Annotated in this window: 22 protein-coding genes; 16 read left to right on the top strand and 6 right to left on the bottom strand. The window is 63.3% G+C overall.

Features of this window, described 5'->3' with window-relative positions:
* Window positions 1-57 precede the first annotated feature (57 nt).
* Window positions 58-975, top strand: coding sequence for an alpha/beta fold hydrolase (locus GHT07_RS15250; RefSeq protein ID WP_228488367.1), 918 nt, complete (start codon window positions 58-60; stop codon window positions 973-975).
* On the opposite strand, the gene GHT07_RS15245 is transcribed toward GHT07_RS15250, so the two are convergent.
* Complete coding sequence (locus GHT07_RS15245; RefSeq protein WP_153585957.1) at window positions 961-1,599, bottom strand: cytidylate kinase-like family protein; 639 nt, start codon at window positions 1,597-1,599, stop codon at window positions 961-963. The two genes, GHT07_RS15250 and GHT07_RS15245, sit on opposite strands and share 15 nt — an antisense overlap.
* A gap of 146 nt (window positions 1,600-1,745) precedes the next feature.
* On the opposite strand from GHT07_RS15245, the gene GHT07_RS15240 reads away from it, so the two are divergent.
* The gene (locus tag GHT07_RS15240; protein ID WP_153585956.1) at window positions 1,746-2,966 is read left to right on the top strand and encodes an MFS transporter; all 1,221 of its coding nucleotides are present in this window, start codon (window positions 1,746-1,748) and stop codon (window positions 2,964-2,966) included.
* Window positions 2,967-2,976: 10 nt separating this feature from the next.
* On the opposite strand, the gene GHT07_RS15235 is transcribed toward GHT07_RS15240, so the two are convergent.
* Window positions 2,977-5,940 (bottom strand): DNA topoisomerase III, encoded by a 2,964-nt coding sequence (locus tag GHT07_RS15235; protein ID WP_153585955.1) that lies wholly within the window; start codon window positions 5,938-5,940, stop codon window positions 2,977-2,979.
* 75 nt (window positions 5,941-6,015) lie between these two features.
* Between GHT07_RS15235 and GHT07_RS15230 the strand changes: the two genes are divergently transcribed.
* Genes GHT07_RS15230 through GHT07_RS15220 form a run of 3 tightly spaced genes read left to right on the top strand, consistent with a single transcriptional unit; the run spans window position 6,016 to window position 8,005 of the window.
* On the top strand, window positions 6,016-6,552 hold the full coding sequence (locus tag GHT07_RS15230) for an SET domain-containing protein (protein ID WP_153585954.1): 537 nt from the start codon (window positions 6,016-6,018) through the stop codon (window positions 6,550-6,552).
* Between the two features lie 3 nt (window positions 6,553-6,555).
* Window positions 6,556-7,317 (top strand): biotin--[acetyl-CoA-carboxylase] ligase, encoded by a 762-nt coding sequence (locus tag GHT07_RS15225; protein ID WP_153585953.1) that lies wholly within the window; start codon window positions 6,556-6,558, stop codon window positions 7,315-7,317.
* A gap of 34 nt (window positions 7,318-7,351) precedes the next feature.
* On the top strand, window positions 7,352-8,005 hold the full coding sequence (locus GHT07_RS15220) for an SPOR domain-containing protein (RefSeq protein ID WP_153585952.1): 654 nt from the start codon (window positions 7,352-7,354) through the stop codon (window positions 8,003-8,005).
* Here GHT07_RS15220 and GHT07_RS15215 read toward each other — a convergent pair.
* The 3 genes from GHT07_RS15215 to GHT07_RS15205 all read right to left on the bottom strand — a co-directional run bounded on the left by GHT07_RS15215 (window position 8,002) and on the right by GHT07_RS15205 (window position 10,749).
* Window positions 8,002-9,438 (bottom strand): sensor histidine kinase, encoded by a 1,437-nt coding sequence (locus tag GHT07_RS15215; RefSeq protein ID WP_153585951.1) that lies wholly within the window; start codon window positions 9,436-9,438, stop codon window positions 8,002-8,004. The two genes, GHT07_RS15220 and GHT07_RS15215, sit on opposite strands and share 4 nt — an antisense overlap.
* A 79-nt stretch (window positions 9,439-9,517) precedes the next feature.
* Window positions 9,518-10,192, bottom strand: a complete 675-nt coding sequence (locus tag GHT07_RS15210; protein ID WP_153585950.1) for a response regulator — start codon at window positions 10,190-10,192, stop codon at window positions 9,518-9,520.
* A gap of 59 nt (window positions 10,193-10,251) precedes the next feature.
* Window positions 10,252-10,749 carry a MarR family winged helix-turn-helix transcriptional regulator gene (locus GHT07_RS15205; RefSeq protein ID WP_153585949.1) on the bottom strand — a complete coding sequence of 166 codons (498 nt, stop codon included), beginning with the start codon at window positions 10,747-10,749 and terminating at the stop codon, window positions 10,252-10,254.
* A gap of 145 nt (window positions 10,750-10,894) precedes the next feature.
* Between GHT07_RS15205 and recA the strand changes: the two genes are divergently transcribed.
* From recA to GHT07_RS15190, 3 genes are read left to right on the top strand one after another with little or no spacing between them, the layout of a single operon-like run.
* Entirely contained in the window at window positions 10,895-11,986 is a 1,092-nt protein-coding gene (recA, locus tag GHT07_RS15200) for a recombinase RecA (RefSeq protein ID WP_153585948.1), read from the top strand.
* A 6-nt stretch (window positions 11,987-11,992) separates the two neighbouring features.
* Window positions 11,993-12,451: a recombination regulator RecX gene (recX, locus tag GHT07_RS15195; RefSeq protein ID WP_153585947.1), complete on the top strand. Its 459-nt coding sequence runs from the start codon at window positions 11,993-11,995 to the stop codon at window positions 12,449-12,451.
* Window positions 12,452-12,475: 24 nt separating this feature from the next.
* Window positions 12,476-14,044 (top strand): tetratricopeptide repeat protein, encoded by a 1,569-nt coding sequence (locus tag GHT07_RS15190; protein ID WP_153585946.1) that lies wholly within the window; start codon window positions 12,476-12,478, stop codon window positions 14,042-14,044.
* A gap of 17 nt (window positions 14,045-14,061) precedes the next feature.
* Here the strand turns inward: GHT07_RS15190 and argC are convergent, their stop codons facing one another.
* On the bottom strand, window positions 14,062-14,982 hold the full coding sequence (argC, locus tag GHT07_RS15185; protein ID WP_153585945.1) for an N-acetyl-gamma-glutamyl-phosphate reductase: 921 nt from the start codon (window positions 14,980-14,982) through the stop codon (window positions 14,062-14,064).
* 149 nt (window positions 14,983-15,131) lie between these two features.
* On the opposite strand from argC, the gene sucC reads away from it, so the two are divergent.
* The 8 genes from sucC to GHT07_RS15145 all read left to right on the top strand — a co-directional run bounded on the left by sucC (window position 15,132) and on the right by GHT07_RS15145 (window position 25,867).
* A complete protein-coding gene (gene sucC, locus GHT07_RS15180) occupies window positions 15,132-16,298 on the top strand; it encodes an ADP-forming succinate--CoA ligase subunit beta (protein WP_153585944.1) in 1,167 nt (388 codons plus the stop codon).
* A 14-nt stretch (window positions 16,299-16,312) separates the two neighbouring features.
* On the top strand, window positions 16,313-17,206 hold the full coding sequence (gene sucD / locus GHT07_RS15175) for a succinate--CoA ligase subunit alpha (RefSeq protein ID WP_153585943.1): 894 nt from the start codon (window positions 16,313-16,315) through the stop codon (window positions 17,204-17,206).
* A gap of 151 nt (window positions 17,207-17,357) precedes the next feature.
* Window positions 17,358-18,047 (top strand): TerC family protein, encoded by a 690-nt coding sequence (locus GHT07_RS15170; protein WP_153585942.1) that lies wholly within the window; start codon window positions 17,358-17,360, stop codon window positions 18,045-18,047.
* A 201-nt stretch (window positions 18,048-18,248) separates the two neighbouring features.
* Window positions 18,249-21,146, top strand: a complete 2,898-nt coding sequence (locus GHT07_RS15165) for a CHASE2 domain-containing serine/threonine-protein kinase (RefSeq protein ID WP_323740958.1) — start codon at window positions 18,249-18,251, stop codon at window positions 21,144-21,146.
* Window positions 21,147-21,164: 18 nt separating this feature from the next.
* Window positions 21,165-21,950 (top strand): Stp1/IreP family PP2C-type Ser/Thr phosphatase, encoded by a 786-nt coding sequence (locus tag GHT07_RS15160; protein ID WP_153585941.1) that lies wholly within the window; start codon window positions 21,165-21,167, stop codon window positions 21,948-21,950.
* A 50-nt stretch (window positions 21,951-22,000) separates the two neighbouring features.
* Window positions 22,001-22,672, top strand: a complete 672-nt coding sequence (locus tag GHT07_RS15155; RefSeq protein ID WP_153585940.1) for an FHA domain-containing protein — start codon at window positions 22,001-22,003, stop codon at window positions 22,670-22,672.
* 60 nt (window positions 22,673-22,732) lie between these two features.
* On the top strand, window positions 22,733-24,988 hold the full coding sequence (locus tag GHT07_RS15150; protein WP_153585939.1) for a CHASE2 domain-containing protein: 2,256 nt from the start codon (window positions 22,733-22,735) through the stop codon (window positions 24,986-24,988).
* An 87-nt stretch (window positions 24,989-25,075) separates the two neighbouring features.
* A complete protein-coding gene (locus tag GHT07_RS15145) occupies window positions 25,076-25,867 on the top strand; it encodes a 3',5'-cyclic-nucleotide phosphodiesterase (RefSeq protein WP_153585938.1) in 792 nt (263 codons plus the stop codon).
* Window positions 25,868-25,920: the final 53 nt, after the last annotated feature.

The raw sequence follows: 25,920 nt of genomic DNA, 5'->3' as shown, positions 1-25,920 counted from the left end.
ATACATCGGCTTTTGGCTGCCGCTGCCCTGCTGCTTTTGCTGGGAGCGATCTGTTGGATGGCCTGGACGCCTGACCGGCCGCTGGACGAGCTTAAGGCGCGATGGGCACAGGCGCCGTCCCAGTTCATGGATGTCAATGGCCTGCAAGTGCACCTGCGCGATGAAGGCCAGCGCGATGACCCATCGCCCATTGTTCTGCTCCACGGCACGTCAGCCAGCTTGCACACGTGGCAGGGTTGGGTCGAAGCGCTTGGTACGAACCGCCGCGTCATCCGCATCGACTTGCCGGGGTTCGGGCTCACGGGGCCCAGCGCCGCCAACGATTACTCGGCTGAGGCCTACGTCGTGTTCGTGCGCGCGGCAATGGACAAGCTCGCCGTGAATCGCTTTGTGATTGGCGGCAATTCCCTCGGTGGCCAGGTTGCATGGTCAGTGGCACTGGCAATGCCCGGGCGTGTGGACGGCTTGATTCTGGTGGACGCCAGTGGGTTTGCGCCAGAGTCGTTCAAGGCGGTACAAACGACACCGCTTGGCTTCCGGCTTGCGGCAACGCCCGTCCTGCGCTTTGTGTCGCAATACACATTGCCGCGGGCCGTGGTCGAGCGCAGCCTGAAAGATGTCTACGGGGATCCTTCCAGGGTCACGCCGGCTTTGGTGGACCTGTATGAGGCCATGGCCTTGCGCGCGGGGAATCGTCAGGCGCTTGTGCGCCGCATTGAGCAGGGCTACACCGGTGACGTCGCCCGCCTCAAGGACATTCACGTTCCGACATTGATTCTGTGGGGCGGCAAAGATCGCGTCGTGCCGCCCGAATGTGCGCAGCGTTTCGCGCGAGCAATTGCAGGTTCGCAGCTGGTGATGTTTGAGGAGCTGGGCCATCTGCCCCAGGAGGAAGACCCCGTGGGAACCGTAGGAGCCGTGCGGCGCTTTCTCATGCCGCAGCCCGCGCAGCTGGCCGCGCTACGCGCGCAATGACCGCGCAAAACTCACGATGGCCGCTGCCGCCTGCGCGGGCGTGAGCGCATCGGTCGAGATCGAGATGTCGTAGTGCTCAGGCGACTCGCGATCGACCTCGTAGAAGCGCTTGAGGTAGTCAGCCCGCGCTGCATCGCTCTGGCGGATTTCTTCGGCGGCTGCGTCATGCGTGTGTGTGCCTGCATCAGCAAGGCGTTTGGCGCGGATGTGCGGTGAGCCGGTAACCAGCACGCGCAACACATCGTCGCGCCCGCCCAATGCGTATGAGGCGGCATGCGCCACGATCACGACGTTGCCCTGCTCCGCTGTCTCGACAATCGCTTCGCGAATGAGGCTGCGCAAACGCTCGCTGCGCGGCGGCATCACGCCAGGGTCGGTCACGTAGCCGCTGCCGTAGCCGGCCATGCCTGCACCGAGCGCGACGTCTTCGAAGAGGCGCGCGAGGAATGACTTGCGCCGCTCTGCGTTGGCGACTTCTTCCGGGTCGAGGTTCTGGCGTTCGGCGGCGCGCGCAATGATCTCTTCATCGACGCAGCGAAAGCCCAGTTCCTGGCCTACGAGCGCGGCGACTTCGTCGGCGCCTGCGCTCAGCGCGCGGGACAGGCAGATCACTCTTGCAGCCATCGTCTCTACTCCTGGTCGCCCGGCGAGTCGGGCGCGAAATCATTATGGCGAAGATGGACGCAAGCGCTGGCCGAAAAGGCGCGTCCGAAAATGGCCAGCGTGGTGCGGCGGGTACAGGCACCATGGCGTTGCTTTCAATGAACCAGATGACCAATCAATTTCCGCGTCCTTTCATCGCCCTGGCCTGGTCGAACCTCGCCGCACAGTCCGCCGAGCAATTGAGCCTGGCCGCCGTGCCCATCGTCGCTGTGCTGGCGCTGGGTGCCGGCCCCGGCGAGATCGGCACGCTCGCTGCGGTGCAGACACTGCCCTTCCTGTTGCTGTCGATACCACTCGGGCTGGCGGCAGACCGCATGCCGCGTCGCAAGCTGATGCTGCTGGCAGAATGCCTGCGCGCGCTGTCGCTCTTTGCGTTGCTCGCGATGGTGGTGACGGGCGCGCTGTCGATCACGGGTCTGGCGATCTTGGGGTTCATCGGCGCGATCGGCACTGTTGGCTTCAGCGTGGCTGCGCCAGCTCTCGTACCGGCGCTCGTGCCACGCGAATTGTTCGCGCGCGCCAATGGGCGGCTCGAACTCGCGCGCAGCGCAGCGTATGCAGGCGGGCCTGCGCTGGCGGGTGCGCTGGTTGCATGGGCGGGTGCGCCTGCGGCGTTCGTGCTCGCTAGCGTGTTGTCTGCAGCGGCGGTTGCGTTGCTGTGGCGGCTGGTGGAGCCGTCGCGGCCCGCTGCGGCGCCGCGACATCCGCTGCTGGAAATTCGCGATGGCGCGCGATTCGTGTGGCGCCAGCAGTTCCTGCGGCCCATGATGCTCACGGGCATTGCGTGGAACATCTCGTGGTTCGTGTTGCAGGCTGCCTATGTGCCCTATGCGGTGCGTGCGCTGGGCTTGAGCGCGCAGGCCGTTGGTGTCACGCTGGCTTGCTATGGCGCAGGCATGGTGCTCGGCGCGCTGAGTGCCACGCGCATCGTCGGCGCAATGCCGTTCGGCCGCGCCATCCAGTTCGGGCCGGCCATGTCGGTGCTGGCTGCTGCCGTGATGGTGGCGACGCTGTTCATGCCGACAGGCGTGCTCGCGGCTGCGTCGTTCTTCTTGTTCGGCGCAGGGCCAATCATCTGGACGATCACGTCCACAACGCTGCGCCAGAGCGTGGTGCCGTCGGCGATGCTGGGCCGTGTGTCGTCGGTGTTTCTCGCGGCAAACGCAGGCGCGCGACCGATCGGCGCCGCGCTAGGCGGCTTCGTCGGTGCTACGTGGGGTGAGCCAGCGTGCCTGTGGCTCGCGCTGGCGGGTTTCGCGTTGCAGGCCTGGGCGATCTTCGCCTCAAGCCTCACGGGGTTGCGGCGTTTGCCGGACCCCGTGGCGTGATCAGCTCAGATCACTTCAGGTGGGGGCCAACCACCTTCGCCAGCTCGAACATCGTGACTTGCGGCTTGCCGAAGATGGGCAGCAGCTTGGCATCGGCGTTGATTGAGCGCTTGTCCTTCGTGTCCTGCAGGCCGTTGGCCTTGATGTAGTCCCACAGCAGCTTGATGACTTCAGTGCGGGCGTAGGGGCCGGTGCCGATCACGGCGGCGAGTTCGGTGCTGGGCACGAGGTTGCCGGGCTTCGGCGTTTTGGCGGCTTTGGGTGCGGCGGCTTTTTTAGCGGGTACAGCTTGGTTCACAGATGCTTTCTTGGATGCGGGTTTCGCGGTTGTTTTTCCGGCGGCGGATTTTGCTGCCGGTACTTTGGCCGCCGGCATTTTGCCAGCAGCCGTTTTGCGTGGCGGAAATTTGCTCGTGCGCGGCTCGAACTCGAACGTCACTTTGCCTTCGTCCTTGTTGTAGGCCAGGAAGGCCTTGAAGGCGCGGCGCGTGCGCATCGACACGAACTTGTCGAGCAGGTCGGTCTTGCCGGTGGCCAGCAGCTTTTGCATCTGCTCGCGTGCTACGGGTTGCTGCAAGATGACCTGGCCCGTCTTGAAGTCGCAGCTGGGTGTGGCCTGCGCAGCCGTCGGCACTGATTTTTCGCAGACGTAGTTCTTGCCGAATTCGAAAACGCGTGCGCCGCACTTCGGGCACGCGCCAAGGGACTCCTGCGCAGAGAAGTCGATCAGCTCGCCTGTCTCGGCCGGGTCTTGCTCATCGCCGAAATCGAATTCAAGTTTCCAGTTCTTGTCTTCGTCGCTGAACTTCAAAATGATTTCCGACGTGAACGGCCAGCCTGCCTTGGAGCGGAAGCCTTCGAGCGGGCCGACTTGCTTGTCGCGCAGCAGTTGCTCGACTTCAGCAATCTCGAATGTGCGGCCCGCAGGCGTCTTGCCGAACGAGAAGCCGCATGCGTCTTCGCCCGTGCCGGACTTGCCGGTGCAGGTGTAGCGGCGGTAGTTTTCCTTGACGATGCCGCCGCAATTCGGGCACGGCGTGCCGAGCGTCACGTAGTCGCCGGGCACCGTGTCGCGGTCGTATTCCTTGGCCTTCTTGACGATGTGCTTCGTCATCTCTGCGATCTCGAGCATGAACGCATCGCGCGAGAGCTTGCCGTGCTCCATCTGCGAGAGTTTGTATTCCCACTCGCCGGTGAGCGCGGGCTTGGAAAGCTCTTCGACGCCCAGGCCGCGCAGCAGCGTCATCAGCTGGAATGCTTTGGCCGTGGGGATGAGCTCGCGGCCTTCGCGGAACATGTACTTCTCGTTGATCAGGCCTTCGATGGTCGCGGCGCGTGTGGCCGGTGTGCCCAGGCCTTTTTCCTGCATGGCCTCACGCAGTTCGTCGTCTTCGACCATCTTGCCCGCGCCTTCCATCGCGCCGAGCAGCGTCGCTTCGGAGTAGCGTGCGGGCGGCCGCGTTTTCAGGCCGCGCGCTTCGACAACTTCGGCGCGCACCATCTCGCCGGGCTTGACGGCAACGAGCGTCTTGCTGTCTTCGTCCGCCGTCTTCTCGCTTTCGGCTTCCTTGCCCCAGATGGCGAGCCAGCCCGGCTTGACGAGCACCTTGCCCGATGTCATGAAGCTGTGGCCAACCGCCTGCGTGATGCGCGTGGTGACCATGAATTCGGCGCTGGGGAAGAACACCGAGAGAAAGCGTTTGACGACCAGGTCGTACAGCCGCTGCTCGGCATCCGAGAGGCCGGTGGGTGCCTGCAGTGTGGGGATGATCGCGAAGTGATCCGACACCTTGCTGTTGTCGAAGATGCGCTTGCTTGGCTTGACGTAGTTTTCTTTCACCGCCTGCTTCGCAAACGGCTCCAGGTGCTTCATGCCGCTGGTGGCCAGCGTCTCCATCGTCTTCTTCGCGACGGCCACATAGTCTTCGGGCAGGTGGCGCGAATCGGTACGCGGGTAGGTCAATGCCTTGTGGCGCTCATACAGGCTCTGCGCGAGCGCGAGCGTGGTCTTCGCAGAGAAGCCGAAGCGGCCGTTGGCCTCGCGCTGCAGCGAGGTCAAGTCGAACAGCATCGGCGAGGCTTGCGTCGTCGGCTTCGATTCTTCAGTGACGGTCGCTGCCTTGCCGCGCACCGCATCGGCGATGGCCAGCGCATCGCGCTCGTTCCAGAGGCGGTCGGCGCGCTGCTCAGCGTCGTCGGCGTTCTTCTTCCACTTTGTGTCGAACCACTTGGCCTGGTACTCGCCGGCCTCGGCCAGGAATGTTGCGTGGATTTCCCAGTAGTCGCGGCTGACGAACTTGCGAATCTGCTCTTCACGCTCGACCACCACGGCGAGCGTTGGCGTTTGCACGCGGCCCACGGTGGTCAGGAAGAAGCCGCCGTCGCGCGAATTGAACGCCGTCATGGCGCGCGTGCCGTTGATGCCGACCAGCCAGTCGGCCTCCGAGCGCGAGCGCGCCGCATCGGCAAGGCCCGACATTTGCTTGTCGGAGCGCAACTGCTCGAAACCTTCACGTATGGCCTGCGGCGTCATCGATTGCAACCACAAGCGCTTCACGGGCTTGCCCAGTGGCGTGAATTTGCCTGCGCGCGTGGAGCCCGCGAACTGCTCGATCAGCCGGAAGATCAGCTCGCCTTCACGGCCCGCGTCGCATGCGTTGATGATGCTCGTGACGTCCTTGCGCTTGGCAAGCTTGATCACGGCGTTCAGGCGCGATTTGGTCTTGTCCACCGGCTTCAGGTCGAAGTACGGCGGTATCACGGGCAGGTTGGCAAAGCTCCACTTGCCGCGCTTGACGTCGAATTCCTCCGGCGCCTGGATCTCCACGAGGTGGCCCACGGCACTCGTGACAACGTACTTCTCGCTCTCGAAGTATTCGTCGTGTTTGTCGAACTTGCCCGCAACAGGCGCAAGGGCGCGGACGATGTCCTGCGCCACCGATGGTTTCTCTGCAATAACTAACGTCTTGGTCATGACCCTACAATCCCCGTTCCTCACGCGCACGCACGCGCGCATGTGTGCACATTCAAATTAACAGAGTTTTTCGACATGGGCGATAAAGCAGCGATAGGTTCCCTTGCGGATGGGCTGGAAACTGCAACTGGTGCGCGGCGCAAGGGTACTCGCATCCAGGTCAGGCGCTCCGGCGTGCACGGCAAAGGGGTATTTGCCATCGCCCCACTCGCCGAGGGCGAGACGATCATCGAATACATCGGCGAAGTCATCACCTGGAAGCAGGCGCAAAAGCGCCATCCGCACGACCCGGCCGATCCCAATCACACTTTTTTCTTCCACATCGACAAAAAGCACGTGATCGATGCGGCTGTGGGCGGCAACTCGGCGCGCTGGATCAACCATTCGTGCAAGCCCAATTGCGAAGCCGACGAGGAAGGCGGCCGTGTCTTCATCAAGGCGCTGCGCAACATCGAGCCGGGCGAAGAGCTCAGCTACGACTACGGCCTGATCATCGACGCGAAGTACACCAAGAAGCTCCTGGCCGAATACCCCTGCTGGTGCGGCGCCAAGAAGTGCCGTGGCACGCTGCTCGCGCCCAAAGACAAGCCCAAGAAGAAAAAGAAGAAGTAGCCAATGAATTGGCAGGGCGAGGCGCTCTGGGAGGCGATTGCGCCGGTGCTGCCCGGTTTCACGGTCGAAGTCCTTCCGCATATCGGCTCCACCAACACCGAGCTGATGCGCCGCGCGCGCGCAGGGCAGACCGAGCCGGTGCTGCTTGTCGCTGAACAGCAAACCGCAGGGCGCGGCCGGCTGGGGCGTGACTGGCACAGCGCAGCCGGGGACTCACTGACGTTTTCACTGGGCCTGGAACTCGCGCCCGCTGACTGGTCGGGCTTGTCGCTGGCGGTGGGTGCAAGCCTTGCAGAAAGCCTGCATCCTGCGATCCGCCTGAAGTGGCCCAACGACTTGTGGCTGGCTGACCGCAAGCTGGCGGGCATCCTGATTGAGACGGCCAGCTTCACGCAATCGCGGGACGCGCCGCGCTACGCCGTGATCGGCGTGGGCATCAATATCGCCGGGCGCGCTGCTGACGGGCTTTCGACGCCGCCGGCCCATTTGCGTGAAGTGCTGCCGGGGATCGACGCTCCGCAGGCGCTGGCACGGGTGGCGCTGCCGCTGGTGCAAACGGCGCTTGCATTCCAGCAAGCCGGCTTTGCTGCTTTCCAGGCGCGATTCGACGCGCGCGATGCGTTGCGCGACCGGCACGTTACCCTGAGCGACGGCACAACAGGCACGGCGCATGGCACGAGTGAGCGCGGTGCACTGCTGGTGCATACTGCGGGCGGCATGCAGGCTATCACCAGCTCAGAGGTGAGCGTGCGGCCCGTCGCCTGAGCCGAAGATCTGTTCCCAGGAAATTTGACTGTCCATGTTGCGACTCCTGGTCCTTGCCCTGATGCTTGCCAATGCGGCCTACTTTGCGTGGGCCCACGGCTTTCTGGCCGACTGGGGCATTGCGCCCGCACAGCAAGCCGAGCCGCAGCGGCTGGCGCAACAGATCAAGCCCGAGGCGATCCGCCTGCTATCCGCCGACGAGGCGCGCCGCATCGAGAACACGCCGCCGCCCCGCCCCCCCGAGTGCTTGATGGCCGGCCCGCTGGACGACCGGCAGATCGCGGTAGTCAAGCAGGAGCTCCAGGCGTGGCCCGCCACGGTATGGACATTCGAGGCGGGCGTCGAGCCGCCGCGCTGGATCGTCTACATGGGCAAGTACCCGAACGTGGAAATGATGGCCAAGAAGAAGGCCGAGCTGCGCGGCCTGGGCGTGCCCTTCGAAGCATTGCAGAACGCCACGCTGGAGCCTGGCGTGTCACTGGGCGGCTATGCGTCGCAGGCCGAGGCGACCAGGCAGCTCGACATTCTCAACAAGCGCGGCGTGCACACCGCCAAGGTAGTGCAAGAGCGCGGCGAGATCAAGGGCCAGTTGCTCAAGCTGCCGGCCGTCGACGACGAGTTGCGGCCCAGGCTCGAAGACTTGAAGACGGCGCTTGCCGGCAAGGCTTTGCGCGCCTGCAAGTCCTAGGCCGCGTCCACCACGAAGCGCACCACCATGCGCGTGCCGGGCGGCACCTGGCCGGGCCGCGCATCTTCGAGCGTGATTTCTGCGTTGTGCTGGCGCGCGATCTCCAGGACGATGGGCAGGCCCAGCCCCGATCCATCGACGTTCGTTCCGAGTGCGCGGTAGAACGGCTGGAACACGAGTTCGCGCTCGGCTTCGGGAATGCCGGGGCCTGAGTCTTCCACCTGCAGCACCAGCACGTGGCCGAACGGGTCGGCGAGCACGCGTGCGGTGATGACGCCGGGATGCTCGGGGCTGGACGGCGTGTAGCTCAGCGCGTTGTCCAGCAGGTTGCGCACCATTTCCTTGATCAGGGTCGGGTTGCCTTGCAGCGTCACGCCTTCTGTGCGCGGCTGCGCGCCGTCATAGCCCAGGTCGATGTGTTTGTCCATCGCGCGCGGAACAAAGTCCTGCACGGCCTCCATGGTGATCTGCGCCACGTCGCATGGCTGGAACGCGATGTGCTGGCCACTGCTTTCAGCACGCGCCAGTGCGAGCAGCTGGTTGACCGTGTGCGTCGCACGAATGCTCGAGCGGCCGATCTGCTTGAGCGACTGCTTCAGGTCCTCTTCGTTGAAGCCTTCGCGCTGCGCCAGGTCGGCCTGCATGCGCAGACCCGCGAGTGGGGTTTTCAGCTGGTGCGCCGCGTCGGCGAGGAAGCGCTTTTGTGTCGCGATCGAGTCTTTCAGGCGCGTGAGCAGGTCGTTCACTGATGACACGAGCGGCGCAACTTCGAGCGGCACCGCCTTGTCGTCCAGCGGTGAGAGATCGTCGGGCTTGCGCGCCCGAATGCGCTCTTCGAGTTGCGACAGCGGCTTGATGCCACGCACCAGCGCGAGCCACACCAGCAGCACCGCCAGCGGCAGGATCACGAACTGGGGCAGCATCACGCCCTTGATGATTTCCGTGGCGAGCACGGAGCGCTTCTCGCGCGTTTCAGCCACTTGCACGAGCGACGGCGCGCCTGCGACGTCGAGCTTGACCCAGGTGTAGGCCACGCGCACGTCGAGTCCGCGCATCTCGTCGTCGCGAAGCCGTACTTCGCCGACGCGCGGCTGCTCTTCGTCCGGCGGCCGCGGAAAGTCGCGCTCGCCCGACAGGAATTCGCTGCGGGGGCCGAGCACCTGGTAATAGACCTGGTCGGAGTCGTCAGCGCGCAGGATCTCGCGCGCCGGTTGTGGCAGGTTGAACGTCACTCGCTGCTGGTGCACCGTGACGAGCTGCGCCAGTGCCTGCACGTTGTATTCCAGCGCGCGATCAAACGGCTTGCCGGCGATGCTTTGCGCGACCAGCCACGTGAGCGCCAGGCTCACCGGCCACAGCAGCAGCAAAGGCGTGAGCATCCAGTCGAGGATCTCGCCGAAGAGCGAACGCTGCTCGCGCTGAAAAATCTTCATGGGGCGGTTGGACGTTCAGCGTTGGGGGTTTGGCGTGAATGCATTCGTGGGCTTTCGCTTGACGCCGCACGCTCAACGCTCAACCTGCAATCTTCTCAAGGCAGTAGCCCAGGCCGCGCACGGTGGCGATGCGGATCGGGCCTTTCTCGATCTTCTTGCGCAGGCGGTGGATGTACACCTCGATGGCGTTGTTGCTCACCTCTTCGCCCCATTCGCACAGGCGCTCGACGAGCTGGTCTTTGCTCACGAGCCGGCCTGCGCGTTGCAGCAGCACTTCGAGCAGGCCCAGCTCGCGCGCCGACAGCTCGACCATCTTGCCGTCGATGGTGGCGACGCGGCCCGCCTGGTCGTACACAAGCGGGCCGTGCTTGATGGTGTTGCTGGTGCCGCCCATGCCGCGCCGCGTGAGGGCGCGCACGCGCGCTTCGAGCTCTTGCAGGCTGAACGGCTTGGCCATGTAGTCGTCGGCGCCGTAGTCGAGGCCCTTCACGCGTTCTTCGATGGCGTCGGCCGCAGTGAGGATCAGCACGGGCAGCGAGGAGCCGCGGCCTCGCAGTTTGCGCAGCACTTCCAGGCCGTGCATCTTCGGCAGGCCCAGGTCAAGAATGAGCAGGTCGAATTCGTTGTTGGTCAGCAGGGCTGCGTCGGCCTCGGTGCCGCTTGCGACGTGATCGACGGCTGCGCCCGAAGCGCGCAGCGAGCGCAGCAGGCCGTCGGCGAGTACCTGGTCGTCTTCGGCGATCAGAATCCGCATCGCTGTCTCCTTATTGTTGATTTCATTGTAGGCACCTGAAGGTGCAAGGCCACCCGCGCTTACGCGTCGCGCACGCCTTCAACGCCTGCGTAGGCTTCAAGGCCAATCGCCACCACCGTGGCCACGTCCTTGCCGACTTCACTGCGGAATTCGTCTTCGGCCTGCTTGATCGCGCTCTTGAAGGCCTGCAGCCACGCGAGGCCGGCTGCAGTGAACTTGACGAGGCGCGCGCGGCTGTCGTGCGGGTCTGCTTCGCGCACGACCAGGCCCCATGCTTCGCACTGGTCCACCAGGTCGCCCATGGCTTGCTTGGTCATGCCGGCGCGCTGGGCAAGGTCTGTCAGGCGCGTGCCCTCTATCGCCACGTGCCGGGTAATGTGGATGTGTGCTGCGCTCACCTGCGCGCGTGCGGCCAGGTTGGCCAGCGCGAGCGGCACGTCGATGTCGTGGGCCATGAGTTCCAGCACGCGCGCGTCGAAACGGCGGGCCGCGTGGCCGAGCAGCCGGCCCAGGTGCGTGAGGCGCCACGCGTCGTCATGAATCTCGGGATTTGCCATCTGAATATCGTAAGGTAAACTGACGAAAAAACACGTTTACTTCCCGTAATGAGCCGCGTTAAAGTACTGGTCAAGCATCCAGCCTGTTTAAACAACCACTGGATGAGGCGCACATAGATCATTGATTCACAAGGAGATTTCGAACATGGACGCTCAAGTCAAGGGTACCCGCATTGGTGGCGATAGCGAAAAGGCCAAGGCACTGCAGGCAGCGCTCGCCCAGATCGACAAGCAGTTCGGCAAGGGCACGATCATGCGGCTGGGCGAGGGCGAGAAGCTCGAGGACATCCAGGTTGTCTCCACCGGCTCGCTGGGCCTGGACATCGCGCTGGGCGTCGGCGGCCTGCCCCGTGGCCGCGTGATCGAAATCTACGGCCCGGAATCGTCGGGCAAGACCACGCTCACGCTGCAAGTCATCGCCGAGATGCAGCGCCAGGCCGGCCAGTGCGCCTTCATCGACGCGGAGCACGCACTGGATGTGCAGTACGCGCAAAAGCTGGGCGTGAACCTGTCCGACCTGCTGATCAGCCAGCCCGACACGGGCGAGCAAGCGCTGGAAATCGTTGACAGCCTGGTGCGCTCCGGCGCGGTGGACCTGATCGTGGTCGACTCGGTCGCCGCGCTCACGCCCAAGGCCGAAATCGAAGGCGAAATGGGCGACTCGTTGCCCGGCCTGCAGGCGCGCCTGATGAGCCAGGCGCTGCGCAAGCTCACCGCCACCATCAAGAAGACCAACTGCATGGTCATCTTCATCAACCAGATCCGCATGAAGATCGGCGTGATGTTCGGCTCGCCCGAAACGACGACCGGCGGCAACGCGCTGAAGTTCTACGCCTCCGTGCGCCTGGACATCCGCCGCACCGGCACGATCAAGAAGGGCGAAGAGGCCATCGGCAACGAAACCAAGGTCAAGGTCGTGAAGAACAAGGTGGCGTCGCCCTTCAAGACGGCGGAATTCGACATCCTGTTCGGCGAAGGCATCAGCCGCCACGGCGAAATCATCGACATGGGCGTGAACGCGCGCATTCTCGAAAAATCCGGCGCCTGGTATGCCTACAACGGCGAGAAGATCGGCCAGGGCCGCGACAACGCGCGCGAATTCCTGCGCGAGAACCCCGAGCTGGCCCGCGAAATCGAAAACAAGGTGCGCGAAGAGCTGGGTATTCCGCTGCTGCCCGCAGACGTGGAATCGGGGGAACCCAAGGCCGACACCAAGGCTGAAGCCAAGGCGAAGTAAAGGCCGATGGGGCCGCGTCCACCGCTTTCCCTCAAGGGCCGCGCGCTGCGCCTGTTGTCAGGCCGTGAATACGCGCGCGCCGAGCTCGAGCGCAAGCTGGCACCGCATGAAGAAGCGCCCGGCCAGCTGCGCCGGGTGCTCGACGACCTGCAGGCCAAGGGCTTCATCGACGACCAGCGCGCCGCTGACTCCGTGGTGCACAGGCGCTCCGGCAAGCTGGGTGCCATGCGCATCCGCCAGGAACTGCAGGGCAAGGGGCTGGCCGAAGACCTCGTGCGGCAGGCTGTTGCGGGGCTGCAGGCAACAGAGTTCGAGCGGGCGTGCGAGATCTGGGAGCGCAGGTTCGGCGAGCCGGCGGCAGATGCAGCGGCTCGCGCCAAGCAGGTGCGGTTTCTGGTGTCGCGCGGCTTTAGCGGCGAGGTGGTGGCGCGCGTGCTCAAGCGTGCGCGCGTCGCAGTCGATTGACCTGCGCTGCCTACAATCATTTCGGTGAATCAACCAGTTGATGCAGCGGCGTTGCGCTCGCAGGGCAACGCCTTGTTGAGTGAGGGGCGCGTGGCCGAAGCCACGGCCTGTTACGCCCGTGCCTGCGAGATCGCGCCAGCCGACGCGACTTCCTGGCTGAATCACGCTTTCGGGCTGCTGTCGATGGGTGACGCCGGCGCAGCGGGCCAGAGCTTGCAGCGATCGATCGCACTGGACGGGAACTCGGCAGATGCCCACTTCCTGATGGGGCAAGTGGCAGCGCAAGAAGGCCGCTTGGACGATGCGCAGGCCAGTTTTTCACGTGCACTGCAATTGCAGCCAACACTTGCAGTCGCGGCACTTGAACGTGGTCGCGCGCTCCATGGCCTTGAACGTTTTGACGAAGCGCTCGCCAGCATCGACGCGGCGCTGGCCATCGAGCCTGACTGGGCGGATGCGCATCATGGGCGGGCGAAAGTCCTGCTGGAGCTTGGGCGCAATGAAGAGGCGCTGGCAGCAAGCGAGCGCGTGCTGTCACAGCATCCCGGGTTTGCTGATGCACTTGCTGATGCGGGCACAGCCAGCATGCGGCTGGGCCGCTTCGACGCAGCGCTCGCACTCTACGAGCGTGGGCTCGCCAACGATCCCAACGACGCAACGCTGCGCTGGAATCGAGGCCTGGCCCTGCTCACGCTGGGCCGCATGGCCGAAGGATGGCGCGAATATGAGTGGCGCTGGCAAGCCACTGTGATGCGCGATGCGCTGCCGCAGTTCACTCATACACACCCGAAGTGGACGGGCGAGCCGCTTGCGGCCAAGACGCTGCTGGTCCATGCCGAGCAAGGGCTGGGTGACACGCTGCATTTCGTGCGCTTCATCCCGATGCTGGTGCGGATGGCGGGTCGTGTTGTGTTGCGCGTGCCCGCACCGATCGTCACGCTGTGCGCGCGTATCGATCCGGGCTGCACAGTGATTGCTGACGGTAGCGCCCTGCCGGCGTTCGATCTGCATTGCCCCTTGCTCGGGCTGCCTGCGGTGCTCGGCACAACGTTGGACAGCATCCCGGCACCCGACGCTTATCTGCGCAGCGACCCTGCGCGACGTGCGCAGTGGCAGGCGCGTCTGGGGCAACGCACCGGGCCGCGCGTCGGCCTCGTCTGGTCGGGTGGCACGCTGCACAAGAATGACGCCAACCGGTCGATGGCGCTGGCAACCTTGTTGCAGGGGATTCCCGATGGTTGCGAGCTGGTGAGCCTGCAGCGCGAAGTGCGTGATCGAGACCTGCCTGCGTTGCAGCGGGCCGGGGTTGTGCATCTGGGCGAATCGCTACAGTCGTTCGATGACACAGCGGCGCTGGTCGACTGCGTCGATGTGGTGGTGAGTGTGGACACGAGCGTGGCGCACCTGGCAGGCGGCATGGGCAAGCCGCTCGTGATCTTGCTGCCGCATGTGCCTGACTGGCGCTGGCTGGTTGGCCGAAGCGACAGCCCGTGGTACCGCTCGGCATTGCTGATGCGCCAAGAGGCGGACTGCGCCTGGGAGCCGGTCATGCCAGGGCTGAAGGCGCAGCTGGCGGACCGGCTGAACCTCTAGGGGCTGGAGCGCGGGACTTAAAGCCCCAGCATCAGCAACATGTTCTGCACGGCGGCGCCGCTGGCACCCTTGCCCAGGTTATCAAGGCGTGCCACTGCAACAGCCTGCCTGAAATCCTGGTTGCCGAATACGCGCAACTCCATCTTGTTCGTGTCGTTGAGGGCGAGCGCATCGAGCTTGCCGCCTTCGGTCGGCGGCTCCACCGTGACCCATTCGCTGCCTGCGTAGTGCTTCGCAAGTGCAGCATGCAGATCAGCAATGGTGGGCTTGCCCGGCAATGTGTCGAGGTGAAGCGGCAGCTCGACCAGCATGCCCTGGCGGTAGTTCGCGACGGCGGGGATAAAGATGGGCCTGCGCGTGAGGCCGGTGTACTTCATGATCTCCGGCACATGCTTGTGCATCAGGCCAAGTGCGTACACCTCATAGGCGGGGGCTGTGCCTGCTTCATGCGCTTCGATCATGGTGCGGCCGCCGCCGGAATAACCGCTGACTGCGGGCAGCACGAGCGGATAGTCTTTCGGCACGATGCCGGTATCGACCAGCGGGCGCAGCAGTGCGATCGCGCCCGTTGCATAGCAGCCGGGGTTGCTCACGCGCTTGGCATTGGCAACGGCTTCGCGCTGGCCCGGGGCGAGTTCGGGAAATCCGAAGACCCAGTTGTCGGCGGTGCGGTGGGCGGTGGATGCGTCGATGATGCGCGGGCCGCGGCCCGTGGTGCGCTCGATCTCGTCAATCATTGCGGCCGACTCGCGCGCTGCGTCGTCATGCAGGCACAGGATCACCAGGTCCACGGTGGCCATCAGGTCTCGCTTGGCGGCGGCATCCTTTCGAAGCTCGGGCGCAATGCTCACGAGCTCGATGTGCGGCATCCTGGCGAGCCGCTCGCGAATTTGGAGGCCGGTGGTGCCGGCCTCGCCGTCGATGAAGACCTTGGGCATCTCTTTTCCTGTCGAGAAAGTGCAACTGCCACTGTAAGGCAGACGCAATTTTGGTGCGTTGCAGCATGATACAGTTCATCGCTGCCCCCTGAGGGCGCACCGTCGGCGTGCAGCCTGCCGGTTCCAACCCGTTCCTCGAGAGAAGCCTGATGAAGATTCACGAGTACCAAGGCAAGGACATCTTGCGCAATTTTGGCGTGCCGGTGCCTCGTGGCATTCCGGCGTTCACAGTGCAGGAAGCGGTCGAAGCCGCGCAAAAGCTGGGTGGGCCAGTCTGGGTTGTGAAGGCCCAGATCCATGCCGGCGGACGCGGCAAGGGCGGCGGCGTCAAGCTCGCCCGCTCTATCGACGAGGTGAAGAAGCTCGCCGGCGAAATTCTCGGCATGCAGCTCGTCACGCACCAGACGGGTCCGATGGGCCAGAAAGTCCGTCGCCTCCTCATCGAAGACGGCGCGGACATCAAGAAAGAATATTACGTGTCGGTCGTCACCGACCGCGCCTCGCAGAAGGTCGCCTTCATGGCGTCGAGCGAAGGCGGCATGGATATCGAGCAAGTCGCGCACGACACGCCCGAGAAGATCATCAAGGTCTTTGTTGACCCGCTCGCGGGCATGACCGACGAACAGGGCAAGCAACTGGCCGACGGCATCGGCGTGCCGGCTGCCTCGACGGCGCAGGCCGTCGATGTGCTCAAGAAGCTCTACAAGGTCTACATGGAGACCGACGCGAGCCTGGTCGAAATCAACCCGCTCATCCTGGAAGGCAACGGCAACATCAAGGCACTGGACGCGAAGTTCAACTTCGACCCCAATGCGCTGTTCCGCCATCCCGAGATCGTTGCTCTGCGCGACCTCGACGAGGAAGACCCTGCCGAAATCGAAGCCAGCAAGTTCGACCTGGCGTACATCAGCCTGGACGGCAACATCGGCTGCCTCGTCAATGGCGCTGGCCTGGCCATGGCGACCATGGACACGATCAAGCTGTACGGCGCAGAGCCGGCGAACTTCCTGGACGTCGGCGGTGGTGCCACGCCGGAGAAGGTCACTGAAGCTTTCAAGATCATGCTGAAGAACCCGAAGGTCAAGGCCATCATGGTCAACATCTTCGGCGGCATCATGAAGTGCGACACCATCGCCACGGGCGTGATCACGGCCTGCAAGGCGACGAACCTGAACGTTCCGCTCGTCGTGCGCATGAAGGGCACCAACGAAGAGCTGGGCAAGAAGATGCTTGCCGATTCAGGCCTGCCGATCATCAGCGCCGACACCATGGCCGAAGCAGCGCAGAAGGTTGTTGCTGCAGTCAAAGCGGCTTAGGACCAGGAACCACCATGTCGATCTATATCAATAAAGACACGCGTGTCATCACGCAAGGCATCACCGGCAAGACGGGCCAGTTCCACACGGAAAAATGCCAGGAATACGCCAACGGCAAGAACTGCTTCGTCGCCGGCGTGAACCCCAAGAAGGCGGGCGAGAAGATTTTCGATATCCCGATCTTTGCGTCGGTGCAGGAAGCCAAGTCGCAAACCGGCGCGACGGTGTCGGTGATTTATGTGCCGCCAGCGGGCGCGGCGGCTGCCATCTGGGAAGCCGTGGAGGCCGAGCTGGACCTGGCCATCTGCATCACGGAAGGCATCCCGGTGCGCGACATGCTCGAAGTGCGCAACAAGATGAAGGCACGCGAAGCTGCCACGGGCAAGAAGACGCTTTTGCTCGGCCCCAACTGCCCCGGCCTGATCACGCCGGAAGAAATCAAGATCGGCATCATGCCGGGCCACATCCACCGCAAGGGGCGCATCGGCGTTGTCTCGCGCTCGGGCACGCTCACCTATGAAGCTGTCGCGCAGCTCACCGAGATTGGCCTGGGCCAGTCGAGCGCGGTCGGTATCGGCGGCGATCCGATCAACGGCCTCAAGCACATCGACGTGATGAAGGCGTTCAACGACGACCCGGACACCGATGCCGTCATCATGATTGGCGAAATCGGCGGCCCCGACGAAGCCGAAGCGGCTCGCTGGTGCAAGGCCAACATGAAGAAGCCGATCGTCGGCTTCATCGCTGGTGTGACTGCGCCAGCTGGCAAGCGAATGGGGCATGCAGGCGCCCTGATCTCCGGCGGTGCCGACACGGCCGACGCCAAGCTGGCCATCATGGAAGAGTGCGGCTTCAAGGTCACGCGCAATCCGTCCGAGATGGCCAAGCTGCTGAAGGCGCTGATCTAGGCTTGCGCCTGGCTGGCGCCGGTGCGGCGTCCGTAAGCACAATTACGAACGCTGGGCGGCGCCTGTCGCCCCTACACTGCCAGATTCGCCACGCCGCGCCAGTTGCGCGGCGTTGCGTCGACCGCGTCAGATAACAACGGAGAACAACGCGATGGACATGCTGCAGACGTCGGCCTTCTGGATTGGCCTGGTCAAGATCATCTGGATCAACATCATCCTGTCAGGCGACAACGCAGTCGTCATCGCACTGGCGGCCCGTTCGCTGCAGCCGCATCAACAGAAGATGGCCATCTTCTGGGGCTCGGGCGCTGCCGTGGTCATGCGGATTGCATTGACAGTGGTCGCAGTTGAACTGCTGGCACTGCCCTATCTCCAGATCGTTGGCGGCTTGCTGCTGTTGTGGATCGGGATGCAGCTGCTCGGCGACGAGGACGAAGGCGAAGGTGAAGCCAAGGAACATGGCAGCCTGATGGCTGCGATCCGCACGATCCTGATTGCCGACCTGGTCATGAGCCTGGACAACGTCATTGCCGTGGCGGCAGCGGCCAAAGGCAGCATGACACTGCTCGTGCTCGGCCTGGCGATCAGTATCCCTCTCGTGATTTTCGGTAGCACGCTCATGATCAAGCTCATGGAGCGCTTCCCCGTCATCGTGGTGCTCGGCGCAGCGCTCATCGGCTGGGTAGGCGGCGAAACGATCGCCAGCGATGCGGTGTTTGTGCCCTTCCTTGAAGGCAGGCACTGGCTGGTTTATGCAGCCGCCGCAATCGGCGCTGTCGTCGTTGTCGGCCTGGGCAAGTTTATGCAGTCCCGCTCGGGCAAAAGCGCGGAAGCAGGCTGAGAGCCGCACTGCGCATGCACTCTGCGGGTCGTGCTCATTTGCAACAAATCGTAGTCACGACGTGACAAAGTCACTTGTCCGCTCAGTGGGCGTCTGTTAACGTCGCCCGCGAGGCCTGCACACTTCCTGGCGTGGCAGGGGCGGAATGCTGCGGAGTTGTACGGCGTTTTTTTGGCGTGGTGTCTGGACGAGGGGCAGGTAGTGAGCACATCTTCATCGGCAAAGCGCGGCCAGTTCTGGCGCACTGACTGGTTTGTCGCCGTCCTCGTGGTGCTGGCGGTGTTCGCTTTCGACCGCGCGACCGATTCCATCCAGACGCTTGAGCGCCGGTTCTATGACTATGGCAGCACCAGCAGCGGGCGCACCCCATCCGATCGCATCGCGGTGATCGCCATCGATGACCAGAGCATTGCCAATATCGGGCGCTGGCCGTGGCCTCGCGACGTGCATGCCGACATGATCAACAAGCTCTCGGCTGCCAAGGCCAAGACGATCGTCAACACCACCTTCTTCTTCGAGCCACAAACCGACCGCGGCCTGGTCTTCATTCGCAAGCTCAAAGAAGCGCTCGGACCGGTGCCTGAAGGCCAGGGCGGAATTGCAGAGACACTGAGCAAGACAATCACCGAAGCCGAGAAAACGCTCGACACGGATGCACAGCTCGCGGCCAGCATGGGCAAGGCCGGCAACGTTGTGATTCCGTCCGTGTTCCAGCTTGGCGAGCCGCAGGGCAAAGTCGACACGCCGCTGCCGCCCTACGCGCTCAAGAGCACGGTTCGGGAAACCAACGGCTTTTCCATTCCTGCCCTGCGGACCACCCAGCCGATTCCCGCCATTGGCGAAGCGGCCGCGGGCATCGGGCACCTGAACCTCTTCAACGATGTCGATGGCTCGGTGCGCAACGAGCCACTGCTGGTGAACTACGACGGCAATGCCGTGCCGTCGCTGGCCCTGCTTGCGTCGCTCAAGAGCCTGAACCTCACGCCCGCCGACATCAAGCTGAACACCGGCGAATCGGTACAGATCGGCAAGCTTCGAATCAAGACCGACGAAGCGGCCAAGATGCTTCCCCAGTTCTATCGCGGCCGCGATGGCAAGCCGCCGTTTGCCATCGACTCGTTCTATGACGTGCTGAGCGGCAAGATCCCCGCAACGAAGTACGCCGACAAGATCGTGCTGATTGGCGCCACGGCCGCTGGCGTCGGTGTGCAGTCCCCAGTGCCGGGCTATGCCGCTGTCACGCCGGTGGAAATGATCGCGCACATCACGTCGAGCATTCTCAGCGAGCATTTCATCGTGCAGCCTGGCTGGGGCGGCATGGCGACATTTGCCGTGTTCCTGATCATTGCCGCGTATCTCATCGCGGCCTTGCCGCGGCTGTCAGCCGGCATGGCCGGCATCATCACCGCCGTACTTTTCATCGTGCTGCTGGGCACCGAGTTCGGGCTCCTGGCCGGTGCCTCAACGTGGTTGCAACTGGTGTTTCCGGCGACTTTGCTGGTGATCGGGCACCTTGCCGTGACCACCAAGCGGTTCCTGGTCACGGAGGCAGGCAAAGTCCGCTCCGACGAAGAGTCGGCCGAAACCAATCGCATGATGGGCCTGGCACTGCAGGGGCAGGGCCAGCTGGACATGGCGTTCGACCGCTTCAGCCGCGTGCCGATGGGCGACTCGCTCATGGACAACCTGTACAACCTCGCACTCGACTTCGAGCGCAAGCGGCAGTTCAACAAGGCGCAGGCGGTGTATGAGCACATGGCCGCCTACAACAAGAAATACAAAGACCTCGAATCCAAGCTCAATCGCGCGAAAAACCTGTCAGAGACAGTCATTCTGGGCGGCGGCAGCTCGCATCCCGGTGGCACGATGCTGCTCGATGGCGGCGCTGTCGAGAAGCCGATGCTTGGCCGCTATCAGGTTGAGAAAGAGCTGGGCAAGGGTGCGATGGGCGTCGTGTACCTCGGCAAGGATCCGAAAATCGGCCGCGTGGTGGCCATCAAGACGATGGCGCTGTCCCAGGAGTTCGAGGGCGACGAACTGGCCGATGCACGCGAGCGGTTCTTCCGCGAAGCAGAAACGGCAGGTCGGCTGCAGCACCAGAACATCGTGACGATCTTCGACGCAGGCGAGGAACATGACCTGGCCTACATCGCCATGGAATTCCTCAAGGGCAAGGACCTGGTCGACCAGTGCAAGGACGGCCAGTTGCTGGAGATGCCCAGGGTGCTGTCGATCGTCGCGCGCGTGGCCGAAGCGCTGGCATACGCGCACCGGCAGAACGTGGTGCACCGCGACATCAAGCCCGCGAACATCATGTACGAGATGGAAAGCGACACCGTGAAGGTGACGGACTTCGGCATTGCACGCATCACCGATTCGAGCAAGACGAAGACGGGCCTGGTGCTTGGCACGCCCAGCTTCATGTCGCCTGAGCAGATCGCCGGCAAGAAGGTGGATGGCCGCTCCGACCTGTATTCGCTTGGCGTCATGCTGTTCCAGATGCTCACCGGCGTCCTGCCGTTCCGTGGCGATTCAATGGCGGAGTTGATGTACAAAATCGCCAACGAAGAGGCGCCGGACATCCGCATCATCCGCAAGGAGATCCCCGAGAAGCTCGCCAACGTCGTGGCATTGGCCCTGTCGAAGCGGCCCGAGACGCGCTACCAGGACGGCGATCAGTTCGCCGCCGACCTGCGATCCGCGCAGGCCGACCTGCAGGGCGTGAGCACCTCCGCTGTCAAGGCGCAGGCCAAGGGTGTCGTTATGCGCCCGGACGACGAAGTGAATACACGCGCTTCGGAGAAGACTGCGGCTTTCAGCCCCGGCATGATCAATGCCGCTGCGCCCGCAGCGGCCGATCCGGACAAGACGGTCATCATGGCACCTGCTGCCGCAGCAGCGCCTCGCGTTGCCGATTCTCATCCGCAAGCAGCAAGGCCCGGCTATGATGCGGGCCAGAAATCGGGTGGAGGAGATCCGGACTTCCTGAAGACCGATGTATTCCAACGACCGCCAGGCAGTGGTAATGGCTCCTCCGGGAGCGGTAACGGCTCCTCCGGGAGCGGCAATGGCTCCTCCGGGAGCGGCAATGGCTCTTGAGCTTCGACCCGGTAAGTTATGAATTACGAGTTCTGCATTCGCACTGATCCGGGCTTGGCTCGAGAAAACAACGAAGACTCGGTCACGTTCGAAGAAAACGTGCGCCTAGGCGTCCTCGCCGATGGCATGGGCGGCTACAACGCCGGCGAAATCGCCAGCGGCATGGCCACAACGTTCATCAAATCCGAACTCGGCCGCTGGTTGATGCAGGCAGGACGCCATGCCAATGCACGTGAAGTGCGCCGGGCCATGGAGATTTGCGTGGACAACGCGAATCGGTCGATCTTCAACGCCGCCAATTCGAACCCGCAGTACAGCGGCATGGGCACGACGCTCGTGCTGGGCGTGTTCCAGGATGGCAAAGTCCTGCTGGGTCACATTGGCGATTCACGCTGCTACCGCCTGCGCGGCACGGAGTTCGTGCAGGTCACCAAGGACCACTCGCTCCTTCAGGAGCAGATGGACGCAGGGCTCATCACGCCCGAGCAGGCCGCGACCTCCAGCAACAAGAACCTCGTCACCCGCGCCCTGGGCGTGGAGGATGCTGTGTTGCTGGAAGTCAACGAACACAGGGTGGACCCGGGTGATATCTACCTGATGTGCTCGGATGGTTTGTCGGACATGGTGGATGATGAGGGGATAGCGAAGATACTGGGCAACGACTCGACGCTGGAGCAGAAGGTTGCGCAGCTGATCGATGCGGCAAACGCCAATGGCGGCCGGGACAACATCTCGGTGCTGCTGGCGCAGGCAAGCAACGACACGAAAAAGCGCGGCTTGATTTCCAGAATGCTGGGAAAATAGCCTTTGGTATTAGGTTCGCCTAGAACAAGTTATATAGACAGGAGCCGGCCATGCCGAAAATGATCGTTTCGATCGACGGTGTTGTCATCAAGGAAGTGCAGTTGACCAAGGACCGTACGACGCTGGGTCGTAGGCCCTACAACGACATCGTGATCGATAACCTCGCTGTCAGTGGCGAGCACGCCGTGCTGCAGATGACGGGCAACGAGGTGTACCTCGAAGACCTCAACAGCACCAACGGTACGTACGTCAACGGCAAGGCCGTCAAGAAGCAGTTGCTGCAAAACAGCGACACCGTCGAAATCGGCAAGTACAAGATCAAGTACGTCAATGAAGTGGCCGGGCCCACTTTCGAGAAGACGATGATCCTCAAGGCCGGCGCCGTGATGCCGCCCATCGCTCCCCCGCCCGTTGCAGCGGGCGCCTCACCGGCTGCCGCACAGGCGGCAGACCTCGGCCACGTCAATGCAACGATCAAGGTGCTGTCAGGCGCAGCCGCCGGACGCGAGGTTCCCCTCGTCAAGGTCGTGACAACCATCGGCAAGCCGGGCGTCGCAGTCGCAGCCATCACCAAGCGCCCTCACGGTTTCGTCGTTGCACACGTCGAAGGCTCGAACAAGCCCACGATCAATGGCGCGGCGATCGGCGCCGAACCAGTCACGCTCAAGAACGGGGACCTGCTCGAACTGGCAGGCACACAGATGCAGTTCGTGCAGGCCTGACGAGCTGCTGCCGGGTCACGTAGGCCCGTAAAAAAAGACTAGCGAGAGTTTGGGGGACATATGGAGGTGCTTGCCAAACATTGGTCCCGCATTGCGGTCACGCTGATCCCGCTGGTGTTTGCGTTGCTGCATGCCATGGGCGTGCTTCCGCTTGGCGTGCTCCAGCGCCTGGACGACGTCATCTACGACGCGCGGCTTCGCGCCACAATGCCGCGCACGCTGGATGACCGTATCGTCATCATCGACCTCGATGAGAAAAGCCTGGCCGAAGTAGGCCGCTGGCCCTGGAGCCGCAACCACCTGGCCGACCTGACCGATGAATTGTTCGATCGCCAGAAGGCCGCGCTGGTCGGCTTCGACATCGTTTTTGCCGAGGCGGATGACAGCTCGGGCCTGAAGCGGCTGCGGCAGCTCGCGCAGGGCGAGCTGAAAGACCAGCCCGGCTTCAGCGAAAAGGTGAACCAGCTGCAGGCGAACCTCGACTACGACGGGATGTTCGTGCGCGCGCTCACCAAGCGGCCGGTCGTGCTGGGGTACTACCTCACCAGCGATCGCGATGGCCGCAAGTCGGGCGTGCTGCCGGAGCCGGTCATGGACCGGTCGGCATTGAATGGCAGGCCCATCAAATTCACGAGCTGGGACGGCTTTGGTTCCAACCTGGACCTGTTTGCCAAGGCTGCGCCAGTGGCAGGCTTCTTCAATCCGATGCTCGACAGCGACGGCGTCGTGCGCTCGGTGCCGCTTCTGGCGGAGCACCAGGAAAAGTACTACGAGTCGTTGTCGCTGGCGATGTTCCGGATGCTGGCCGGCATGCCTGTAGTCGAGCCGGTGTTCCCGCCCGAGCGATTCGTCGCGCGCAGCTACCAGGGGCTCGACAGCGTCCGCCTGCGCCAGAAGCAGGGCGGTGCGATGGTCATTCCCGTGGCCGAAGGGGTGACGACACTGGTTCCCTTCCGCGGCCCCGGGGGTGTGAAGGGCGGCTCGTTCAAATACATCTCGGCCGCCGACATCATTGCCAAGCGCCTGCCGCCTGAAACCCTCAAGGGAAAGATCATTCTGGTCGGCACCACGGCGCCAGGCCTGCTTGACTTGCGGGTCACACCTGTGGGCGCCGACTACGCGGGGGTCGAAACGCACGCCAATCTCATCTCGGGCATGCTCGACAACCGCATCCCGGTCAAGCCGGACTACGCGCTCGGCTATGACGTCGCCATTCTCGTGATCGCCGGGCTGTTGCTGGCATTTGCCTTGCCGCTGGTGTCGGCGCAGCGCGCAGTGCTCCTGAGCATCATGGTGATCGCGGCGATCGTCGCGCTGAACCTGTGGGCCTATCTCGGCGCAGGGCTGGTGCTTCCATTGGCTGCCGCGTTGGTCATGGCCACCACCGCTTTCGCGTTGAACATGGGTTACGGCTATTTTGTGGAAAGCCGCAGCAAGCGCGAACTCGCTCGCAAGTTCGGCACCTATGTGCCGCCTGAACTGGTTGACGTCATGGTCAAGCAAGGCGCCAACAACTTCAGCATGGAGGCGACGAGCAAGGAACTGACGGTGATGTTCTGCGACATGCGCGGCTTCACCAAGTTGTCCGAGACGATGGAGCCGATCAAGCTGCAGCAGCTCTTGAACGACGTGTTCAACCGCCTCACCGACCTGATCCGCGGCAACAAGGGCACGATCGACAAGTACATGGGCGACTGCGTGATGGCGTTCTGGGGCGCGCCTGTCGACATCCCGAACCATGCCTACCTCGCGTCCAAGACGGCGCTGGAAATGGCGAATGCGGTACGCAAGATCAACGAGGAGTACCGCGCAAAAGGCCAGCCCGAGATTGGCGTGGGTATTGGCCTGAACACGGGCAACATGTCGGTGGGCGACATGGGCTCTGACATTCGCCGCGCGTACACAGTGATTGGCGATGCCGTGAATCTGGGCTCGCGCCTGGAGGGGCTGTCCAAGGTGTACGGTGTCGATATTGTCGTCAGTGAGAGCACCCGCAAGATGGCGCCTGAATTTGCGTGGCAGGAACTCGACCGCGTTCGCGTCAAGGGCAAGGAGCAGGCCGTGGCGATTTTCTGGCCCGTTGCGCCGGCTGATCGCCTTGAAAAACCCTACCTCGACGAGCTGAAAACGTGGGCATCTTTCCTGAAGGCGTATCGCGCTCAGGACTGGGATCAGTGCGACGTGATCATGCTGAACCTGCAGCGGATGAATGCCAAAAAGTACCTTTACGAGCTATATTCCGACCGTGTAGCCTCAATGAGATTGTTGCCCTTCGATCCCAGCTGGGACGGGGCTACCAACTTCGAGACCAAGTAAAGGAACAGATGGGGCTGTCTTGCTCGCTTTGCCCGCTACCGTCCATGGAGGCTTCAGCCTTCGTGGTGCGGGTTTGCGGAGGCTGAGATGAAGGTCCGTGTCCTCGGCTGTTCCGGTGCGATTGCGAAAGACTGTCGCACGACGTCTTTCCTGATCGACGGCGACGTGCTGGTCGATGCAGGCACCGGCGTTGGTGACCTCACGTTGCAGGAGATGAAGGGCATCGAGCATGTCCTGCTCACGCACTCGCACCTTGATCACGTGGCGGCGCTGCCGCTGATGATCGACTCGATCGCATCGTCGCTGACCAAGCCCGTCAAGGTCCATGCATTGCCCGGCACGATCGCGGCCGTCAAGCAGCACATCTTCAACAATGTCATCTGGCCGGACTTCAGCCGCATCCCCACACCTGAAGCGCCCTTCATCAGCTTTCACGAAATCCAGGTGGGGCAAACGCTCGACATCACGGGCAAGCGCATCGAAGTCCTGCCGGCCGTGCACACAGTACCGGCCGTCGGTTTTGCGATCACCTCCGGCAAGGGCTGCTGGATCTTCACGGGCGATACGGAACGAAACCCCGCCTTTTGGCGTCGAATCAATTCCATGAATGTCGCCGCGCTCATCATCGAGACCGCGTTTTCCAATCGCGAGAAAGACCTCGCGCGCCGCAGCCTGCACCTGTCACCCATGGCGTTGGCCGAGGAGCTCGACTGCATCGACAAGAGCAAGTCGTTCCCGATCTACATCACGCATACCAAGCCCGCCGAGACCGAGCTGATCATGGCCGAGATCCAGAAGTTCGACCAGACGCAGCCGTTCGGGCCCAACGTCACGCACGATATCCGCTGGCTACGTGCCGGACAGGAGTTTGATTTATGAACGCCGACAGGCCGCCCTTAGGCGTGAACGCCCCCTTGGGGGGCAGCGCAGGA

This window comes from Caenimonas koreensis DSM 17982 (genome assembly GCF_009646335.1).
Lineage (GTDB): Bacteria > Pseudomonadota > Gammaproteobacteria > Burkholderiales > Burkholderiaceae_C > Ramlibacter > Ramlibacter koreensis.
Note: the sequence above shows the minus strand (reverse complement) of the source record. Positions and strands in the feature narration are given on the sequence as shown.